The sequence below is a fragment of the Spirulina subsalsa CS-330 genome, from assembly GCF_028330765.1.
GTDB classification, from domain to species: domain Bacteria; phylum Cyanobacteriota; class Cyanobacteriia; order Cyanobacteriales; family Spirulinaceae; genus Spirulina; species Spirulina subsalsa_A.
In genome coordinates this window covers 1-8,688 of the sequence record NZ_JAQMTY010000234.1, presented here as the reverse complement: position 1 = coordinate 8,688, position 8,688 = coordinate 1, and the positions used below count along the sequence as shown (strand labels likewise).

Below are 8,688 nucleotides of genomic sequence, written 5' to 3'. Positions count from 1 at the left end.
GGGTGGGGGGGCGCGATGGGGTGGGGGGAATCGGGACGGGGCGGCTGGTGGTGGTTTGGCGATCGATGCCGAGGGCGAGGAGGTTGGGGCTGAGTTGCCGCAGGTCGCCCACCTCAAAGTTGGTGGCGGGATAGACCAAAATTTCAACGGTGTCACCCCGTTGCCGGACGCGCAGTTGAGAGATGGGGCTGTTGACGGGGAGTTGGGATTGGGCGACGGCATCGGCGACGCGGGCGTTAGGAATCAGGATTTGGTAGGCGCGATCGCGCTGATTCCATTCTTTTGTGCCGCTAATGGCGCGATCACTCCGGATTAACAGTTGATTCCCCACCCCCAGTTCAATGGCATTGATTGTACTCACCGCCTGCGCCTCCAAGCGGGAAGGGCGCAGCGATGGGCCAGGGCTGCGGGTGGGAGACGGCAGTTGCACCTGCCAACGGGTGGGCGTTTGGCCCGTGATTTCAATCTGTTGGGGATCGAGGGTATAGCCTTCCGTCAGTTCGATCAGGAGGCGACTGCCTTGATCCGCCATCGGTACAGCTTGGATAGAAGCGATCGCCCCCGCCGCCCCCGCCGGCAAACGCAATTGATCCGGGTCTAGCTGCGAAAGCTCCACCCCCGGCAAGTCAATCACCAACCGAGTCGGATTTTGCAGCAGCCGCGCCGTCGGTTGGACGGCCTCATCGGTGCTAAACACAAGACGATTTTGGTCTGATTCAAACTGCCAAAAGATTAGCCGTGCCGCCTCCACAGGCATTGCCCAAAACCATAAACCTAAAACACTCGAAAAAAGGCTGAAGCGTGTGATGAGGTGGGATGGCATAGCAGACTTAATCTAAACGGTAGTGAGAATAGGACTTATCCGCCGGCCTCCGAAGTCTCCGAGGCCGTGGGTTCCGGGTCACGAAACACAATGCGCAACAGGGGAGGAGCCAGGAAGGTCGTGGAAATCACCATCATAATGATGGCGGCTTCCGTCGATGATGATAGCACTCCACTCTCTGCACCTACACCAGCAAAGACAAGGCCCACTTCGCCCCTCGGAATCATACCCACCCCAATGGCTAACTTCTTCAAGTCACCCTGTTGACCAAACACAGTAAATCCTGTAATTACCTTGCCCACGATCGCCACCACAATCAGGAAAGCCGCAATCACCAAGCCTTCTCGATTCGTGGGATTCATCGGATTTAGCACCCCCAAATTAGTACGGGCCCCCACTTCCACAAAAAACACCGGCACGAGTAAATCCGCCACCGGAATCACCTGTTTTTCCAGTTTGGAGCGTTGGGAGGTTTCCGCCAGAATTAACCCCGCCGCAAAAGCACCAAGAATCGATTCCAATTGAATCGCGGTGGCAATGTAGGACAGGATAAACACCACCACCAACGCCGTCAGCAGTAGTTCACCCCGGGTCTTCATCTCCCCCACCAGATTTTCGTAGACGGGTTTAATCACATAGCGACCCAGTAAAATCGACCCCACCAAAAACGTTCCGGCGCTGATGACTAGATAAAAGATATTCATCACCTGGACTTCGCCCGTTTTCGCCAAACTCGCCACCACCGCGAGGACGATAATACCCAGCACATCATCCAGCACCGCCGCCCCGATGATGATTTGTCCTTCGGTGGAGGAAAGTTTGCCAATTTCAGCGAGTACCTTGGCGGTGATGCCGATGCTGGTGGCCGTTAACGCTGCCCCGGCGAAAATTGAGGGAACGATGGGCAGATGAAATAAATAGACCAAGCCGAGGGTTCCGGCGGCGAAGGGAGCCACAACCCCAACGATCGCGACGACCACGGCCTGGGGGCCAACGCGGAGCAGTTCATCGAGTTTGGATTCAAGGCCAATTTCAAACAGGAGAATAATCACCCCTAATTCCGACAGAACTGAAATGACTTCGCTTTGGGTTTCAAAAACTGCACTGGCCCCTAAGGGGGTGAGGGTGGTGGTCAGTTCAACAAATTTGATGATCAGTGAATTTTCAGCGGCGATCCCTTCGCCTGGAAACACAAGGAGTTGGAGGGCCGAGACCCCGACCACAACGCCGCCGACGAGTTCACCGAGCACCGGGGGAAGATTAATCCGGGCGCAGAGTTCCCCCCCGATTTTGCTGGCTAGATAGACCACAACGAGGCTGAGGAGGACGCTGGCAAGCACCATCGAACTGTCGGCGGATTCTGACGCTGTCGCTAGGATGGGGACGGATCGAGCAGCATCGCAGGTGAAGAAGGGGATGGAAAATAATTCAACCATGGGTAGGTCTAACAACAGTCACGTTCTCTTTACTGTACAAGGCCATTCACCTATGCTCTTCGCCTGGGTGCTGTGGCTGAGACTACCAAAGCATGGGGTTGAGGATGACTGTGTTCAGAATTGGTGGAGGTGGGGGCGAGTGGAGGGGCACGCGATCGCACCCGTAAACCCGCCCATCCCCCCAATCCGCAGGGCGCGGCCTACTGCTGAATTAACGTTAAGTCGGCCGTTTTGGTTTCCGTGCCTTGATTTGCTTGGACGGTGATGCTGTAGCGCATGCCACCTTGAACCACCGGGGGCCGTGGCACAGTCACGCCAAAGGTTCCATCTGCCTGCACGGTGGCGGGCACGGCATCGAGCAATTTCGTGCCGCTCCCTAGCCGGATCAAGCCGCCGAGGGCACTCGGTGCTTCTGAGGTAACGGTGACTTGTACGGTAGACCCTGGTGTGGCCGTCCCCGTGAGGCGGAACCCGTTAGCTGCATTCACCCGTGCATTGTTGGTGTGGCTGGTGATCGTCACGGCTAGAGGGGCGGCGGCGGGGGTGGTTTCAATGGGGTTTTGGGAAACGTTGGAGGTTTGGGTTTGCTGGACGGTGGCGGTGGTGGGGGTGGGGTTGAGGGCGAAGGCTTGGGAGGCGACGCTGTAGACAACTTTGCCACTTTTCTCGAAGCGGCCGACGACGATGCCTTCACTGACGCGATCGCTCGATCCCACCGGGAATGTGACCCGATAGACCCCGGACGCGGTTTCCGTCGCGCTCAATGTCCGCACGGTTTGACCATTTTGCACGAGGAGAACGGAGACCGTTGCCCCTGGCGTGCCCTTCAGTTCCGCCATGAAGGTGTCGCCATTGACGAGGGGCTGCGTGCTGGCGTTGTGGGTGACGCTGGCGATGGTCAAGGCCACATCAACGACATTGAACGACCAGGCCGCCCGATAGCTCACGCCTTGGGTATTGGTGAATTCCACCTGGACGGTGTGGCTTCCCGGCGCGAGGGGCTGCTGGGGACGGTAGCCGAAGGTGTTGGTGTTGGTGTCGATAAAGCTTTGGGCAGTGACATCCCGACCATCGAGGGAGACCTTGAGGGAATTGGGATTGACGAGGCGAGCATCATCAAACTTCCAGGTGATCGAACTGTTGTTGGGGACTTCTTGGCCCGCTGGGGTGGCGTTGACGATCTGTTGGGCGGTGCTGGGTTGGGGTGCGATCGCCATGGGTAAAAGCACACTCGCACTGGCCAGTACACCCAAACTGAGACGAGAGGAAAAATCGATAAACTTCATAAAACGTAAAGAAAGGTTAAGTAAAAACAATGACAGCAGACGCAAGATCAGCACGGGTCAACAGAACAATGGCAAACCCACCAACGCCTGATCCCTAGACCGTTACCGACACAAACTACTCTATTTCGTAACCGTGCCATTCTTCCATTATCCCCATTGAACCGGAGCGTTGCCCTCTGCCGAAAGCGTCATTTCTCGTGAATTAGATCAGCAGAAAGTTTGTAGTTTTGTATACTAGAAAGGAATTTCACTTATTTTTGCGCATCGAGGCGTTTTAAGGCTTGTGAGTCAGTCTCTGCTTTCCACCGATGATGTAACCGGACAACGCTACGATCCCGAAGCGATCGCACAATACTATTACCGACGGCCCTGGATTGTGATCGGACGCGCCATCTCCGTCGCATTTCTTCTGGGTACTTTTGCAATCCGTCTCATCCTCGATCATTGGCGAGACCCACAGCACAAAAACAAACCCAAACGCGCCACCGAACTCCGCGACATCCTGACCCAACTGGGGCCCACCTTCATCAAAGTCGGTCAAGCCCTCTCCACCCGACCGGACTTGATTCATCCGGATTTCCTCGATGAACTGATCAAACTCCAAGATCAACTGCCGCCCTTCGATACCAAAACCGCTTTTGCGATTATTGAACGCGAACTCGATCGCCCCATCCAGGAAATCTACCAAGACATTTCGCCCCAACCGATCGCCGCCGCCAGCTTAGGCCAGGTCTATCGCGCCACCCTCTACAGCGGTGAAGCCGTCGCCGTCAAAGTCCAGCGTCCTCAACTCTTGCCCGTGGTCACCCGCGATCTTTTTCTCATGCGCTGGGCGGCAGGGTGGCTCGCGCCTTGGCTCCCCTTAAATTTGGGCCATGACTTGAGTTTGATTGTGGATGAATTTGGCAGCAAACTCTTTGAAGAAATCGACTACATCAACGAAGCCCGCAACGCCGAACGCTTTGCCACGAATTTCCGCGATGATCCCACCGTTAAAGTCCCGGATATTTATTGGCGTTACACCAGCCATCGTGTCCTCACCCTGGAATGGATCAACGGGTTTAAACTGACGGACACCGAAAGTGCTAAGGCCGCCGGGATTGACCCCAATGAAGTGATCAAAATTGGGGTGGTTTCCGGCCTGCGCCAGCTTTTAGAATTCGGCTTTTTCCACGCCGATCCCCATCCCGGAAACCTGTTTGCGATGGCGGATGGCCGCATGGCCTACATCGATTTTGGGATGATGGATCAGCTTGAAGAAGAAACTAAAGAAACGATCGCAGCCTCGATTGTGCATCTGATCAACCGGGACTATTACGCCCTCGCCCATGATTTTAATGTTCTTGGCTTCTTGACCCCAGACACGGATATGACCCCGATTATCCCAGCCCTAGAGCGGGTTTTGGGGAATGCGATCGGGGAGAGTGTCGGGAATTTTAACTTTAAAACCATCACCGATGAATTCTCAGCGTTGATGTATGACTACCCCTTCCGCGTGCCGGCGAAATTTTCCCTGATTATTCGCTCCCTCGTCACCCAAGAAGGTCTTGCCCTCACCCTTGATCCCAACTTTAAAATTGTCGAAATCGCTTACCCTTACGTGGCTCAACGCCTCCTGAAAGGGGAATCCCCTGCGATGCGTCGCCGCTTGTTAGAGGTGCTGTTCCAAGATGGGAAATTCCATTGGTCACGGTTGGAAAATATGCTGTTAATTGCCCAAACCGATGGGCAGTTTGATTTGCTGCCCACGGCCCAATTGGGGATTCAGTACCTGTTTTCGGAAGAGGGGCAATATCTCCGCAATCAAATTCTGCTGGCGCTGACGGAAAACGATCGCCTTCACACCGAAGAAGTCCAACGGATTTGGAATTTGGTGAAGCATGAATTTGAACCGAATCGCCTCCTACATGTGGCGTGGAATGCGTTTCGGGATCTTTCCTCTGAACAGGTGGCTGCGTTTGTCCGCCCAGACTCCACCCAAACACCCTCTGCGGCCTAGGGGCCGCCCTACTATCAGGCAAGGGGCTTAAGCCCCTTGTTTTGTAGCGTGAATTTAGAGAACTGGTATTAGCCGACGGTGGCGGTGACGGTGACGCTGTATTCTTCCTCAAACACGTCTTTCTTGTAGTCCAAACTCCACAGTTCCAATTCACAGGCATCGTTGGGGTCGGTGGGGTGGAGATGGAGGCGGAGGGTGTCGTGGTGGGAATCATAGGTGCAGTGAACGCGGGCGATCGCGCCAATTTGACGGCGATCGCACGCCACCGCTAACCGGAGAATCGCACTGAGTTGATCGACCCGTTGGCGATCGGGCTTGGTGAGGCCGTGATAGGCGGGGTGCTTTTTCTTGGGTTTACTTTTGCGATGGTAGCGGGCGATGTTGGCGATTAATTCCACTTCTAGATCGGTATAGCCCAACAGTTCCGCGTGACGGATTAGATAGTAGGAATGTTTGTGGTGGGCGGCGTGGGAAATATACAGACCGCTGTTGTGGAGCATCCCCGCCGCCCAGAGCAATTCGCGCTCGTTCTCGTTCCAAAAATGGAGCTTGCCGTGGAGTTGGTCGAACAGTTGCACCGCGAACTCGGCCACCCGTTCGCTGTAGTCCAGTTTGACGTGATACTTTTTGGCGATGCTGTAGATGCTGCGATCGCGCACCGCACTTTGATACTGTAACTTATCCGCAATCAGTTGATGGGTCAGCATCCAATCAACGATGATGCCTTCGCGCAAGGCCCGCTCACAAATACTGATTTTCTCTAGCCCCAGCATTTCCATGGCTTCGAGCAAGATAATCGCCCCCGCCACAATAATTTCAGCCCGTCGCTCAGACATCCCCGGAAACACAGCGCGATCGTCATAGTCCAACTCAGCGAGCTTTTCCGTCAGGTCTTCGAGTTCCGCCCGCGACAGGGTGTAACCATTGAGAGGATTGGGCGGTTCGTCAGTTTGGGAGCGGGCTTGCAGAATCGCCAGGGTTTCAATCGTACCGGACGTGCCGATCATGCGGGGCACTTCGCCGGGTTTGAGATTAGCCAAAATTTGCTCCACGGGCCGCTCCAACATCCCCCGCACATAGGCGCGGAGGTAGGTGAGTTCTTCGGGGGTGATCGGGTCGGTGTGGACGAATTCTTGGGTGAGGCGCACGGCTCCGACTTTGGTGCTGCTCAGGAAACGGGCATCTTGGCGATCGCATAAAATCAACTCCGTCGAGCCGCCGCCAATATCAATAATCACATGGGGTTGCGCCGTGAACTCCAGCCCCGACAACACCCCCAAATAGATCCGCCGCGCTTCTTCGGGCCCCGAAATGAGGTTGATTTGCAGCCCCAAGGTCTCCTCCACATCACGGATGAAGTCCTGACCATTGGGGGCTTCGCGGGTGGCACTGGTGGCAACAGCAAGGAGATGTTGAGCACCGAAACTGAGGGCAAGATCCTGACAGCGACGCAGGGCGGCGAGGGCGCGATCGATCGCTTCCGGGGTGAGCTTGCCGGTTTTCAGGTCGCGATCGCCTAAGCGCACTGTGTCCTTTTCCTTGGCAATGATCGAAAAGCTCGGAAATTGCGGCTCAATTTTCACCACCACCATATGAATCGAGTTCGTGCCGATATCGATCGCCCCCAGGATGATCGGCTCGGTGGCGGTGCGGGGGTTGGTCTGCGGGGTGAGCGATTCGGCCATAACAAGATTTGAATAAGCGGTCTAGAGCGTCTCTAGTGGCTAGTGTACGGGCAGAGGGCGGCCGACGGTCTGCCTTTGTGATGTTCTGTTGCGATCGCGCTTCTGCCCACACATTTTCCTAAGATTGGGCAATAAATTCATCAAAAATAGCCGTCAAGGGGCGGGGTTGCCAGCCTAATTGATCTTTTGCTTTTTGACCACTGACCCGCACACAGCGTTCATAGACATAGTGGAGGCGTTCGCGGCTGAGGGGCGGATTCCAGCCGAAGAGATGGCCGAGGGGATCGAGAAAAAAGGTGAGGAAATATACCAGGGCTTTGGGGGCTTCTTTGGGGGTGGGGATGCCTGTTTTCGAGCCGAGGTAGGCAAACATTTCGCGGGTGGGGAGGTCGTCGGTGGAAATGATGTAATGCTCACCGGGGGGGCTTTTTTCCGCCGCGAGGAGCATGGCAGCGACGAGATCATCCACATGAACGATGCCGGTGATGCGATCGCCCCCCACCCAAAACGGCAATTTTCCCTTTAAAAACAACCGAATCACCGGCCCAAAATGCGGATCATCCACCCCAAAAATCCCCGACGGCATCACACTCACCACCGGAAACCCCGCCGCCGCCGCTTGGTTCACTAACTGCTGTGCGTCGTATTTAGTGCTGTCGTAGGCTGAGGAAAACCCCTGTTGGCGACGTTGAAACGTTTCAGTAATCGTCTCGCCTTGGGTGTCGCCGTAGATGCCGATCGTGCTGCAATAGACCATTTTTTGCACCTGGGCAACTTGGGCAGCCGCGAGGACATTCCGCGTCCCCTCCACATTCACCCGCGCCATCCGCTCCCCATCCACAATCCCCAAATCCACATAGGCCGCCGTATGAAACAGCCAATCTACCCCCACCATCGCCGCATCAAGACTAGCGCGATCGCTCACGTCGCCATAGGCCAGTTGCATCGGTAAACCGGAGAGGCGATCGCAATGACTCGTCTTCCGCACCAACCCCACCACCTCAAACCCACGCTCGATCAACGCCCGCACCAAATGCGACCCCGTGAACCCATTCGCCCCCGTCACCAATGCTTTCATCGCAAATCCTTACAAACCAATTTCCGCCTATTGTGCCACAGGACTCCGCCCAACCTGCCTCAACCCCCCAGAATTCCCGCGCCTCACTCCCTAACGACTGAGAACAATATCCAAGAACAATCCCCCCTATAAATCTATAGTCAGCCTGCAAAACCAAGAATCACTAGGAAACAGATCCCTTGACCAAAGACGAAAAATACATTGCAACATTCTTGGAACCGGTAGAAAGATCTCGGCTTTTTGACATACTCCCCCACTAAACCCTACGGGCTATAGTGGGGGATTCTGAACAGCCAGTTACCTGACCATTTATCCACTCAAACAACGAGAGTTGCAGAGGGTTGCTAGGCTCAACGACTAGCGCCATTGATTTATCCTGAT

General features: G+C 55.3%; 6 protein-coding genes. 1 reads left to right on the top strand and 5 read right to left on the bottom strand.

Going from position 1 to position 8,688, the window contains the following annotated elements; all coding sequences use genetic code 11:
• The 3 genes from PN477_RS16310 to PN477_RS16300 all read right to left on the bottom strand — a co-directional run.
• Nucleotides 1-823: AMIN domain-containing protein (locus PN477_RS16310; protein WP_272147458.1), on the bottom strand; the 823-nt coding region annotated here is incomplete at its 3' end.
• A 35-nt stretch (nt 824-858) separates the two neighbouring features.
• Nucleotides 859-2,259: a cation:proton antiporter gene (locus tag PN477_RS16305; RefSeq protein ID WP_272116903.1), complete on the bottom strand. Its 1,401-nt coding sequence runs from the start codon at nt 2,257-2,259 to the stop codon at nt 859-861.
• A gap of 200 nt (nt 2,260-2,459) precedes the next feature.
• The gene (locus PN477_RS16300; RefSeq protein WP_272116901.1) at nt 2,460-3,545 is read right to left on the bottom strand and encodes a hypothetical protein; all 1,086 of its coding nucleotides are present in this window, start codon (nt 3,543-3,545) and stop codon (nt 2,460-2,462) included.
• A gap of 283 nt (nt 3,546-3,828) precedes the next feature.
• On the opposite strand from PN477_RS16300, the gene PN477_RS16295 reads away from it, so the two are divergent.
• Nucleotides 3,829-5,544 carry an ABC1 kinase family protein gene (locus PN477_RS16295; protein ID WP_272116899.1) on the top strand — a complete coding sequence of 572 codons (1,716 nt, stop codon included), beginning with the start codon at nt 3,829-3,831 and terminating at the stop codon, nt 5,542-5,544.
• 68 nt (nt 5,545-5,612) lie between these two features.
• On the opposite strand, the gene PN477_RS16290 is transcribed toward PN477_RS16295, so the two are convergent.
• Nucleotides 5,613-7,229, bottom strand: coding sequence for a Ppx/GppA phosphatase family protein (locus tag PN477_RS16290; protein WP_272116897.1), 1,617 nt, complete (start codon nt 7,227-7,229; stop codon nt 5,613-5,615).
• A gap of 118 nt (nt 7,230-7,347) precedes the next feature.
• The gene (locus PN477_RS16285; RefSeq protein ID WP_272116895.1) at nt 7,348-8,307 is read right to left on the bottom strand and encodes an NAD-dependent epimerase/dehydratase family protein; all 960 of its coding nucleotides are present in this window, start codon (nt 8,305-8,307) and stop codon (nt 7,348-7,350) included.
• Nucleotides 8,308-8,688 lie beyond the last annotated feature (381 nt).

What these genes read in the sequence shown, in the direction of transcription:
- PN477_RS16305 (WP_272116903.1), bottom strand. Translation starts at nt 2,259, where the DNA reads ATGGTTGAATTATTTTCCATCCCCTTCTTCACCTGCGATGCTGCTCGA.
- PN477_RS16290 (WP_272116897.1), bottom strand. Translation starts at nt 7,229, where the DNA reads ATGGCCGAATCGCTCACCCCGCAGACCAACCCCCGCACCGCCACCGAG.
- PN477_RS16285 (WP_272116895.1), bottom strand. Translation starts at nt 8,307, where the DNA reads ATGAAAGCATTGGTGACGGGGGCGAATGGGTTCACGGGGTCGCATTTG.
- PN477_RS16300 (WP_272116901.1), bottom strand. Translation starts at nt 3,545, where the DNA reads ATGAAGTTTATCGATTTTTCCTCTCGTCTCAGTTTGGGTGTACTGGCC.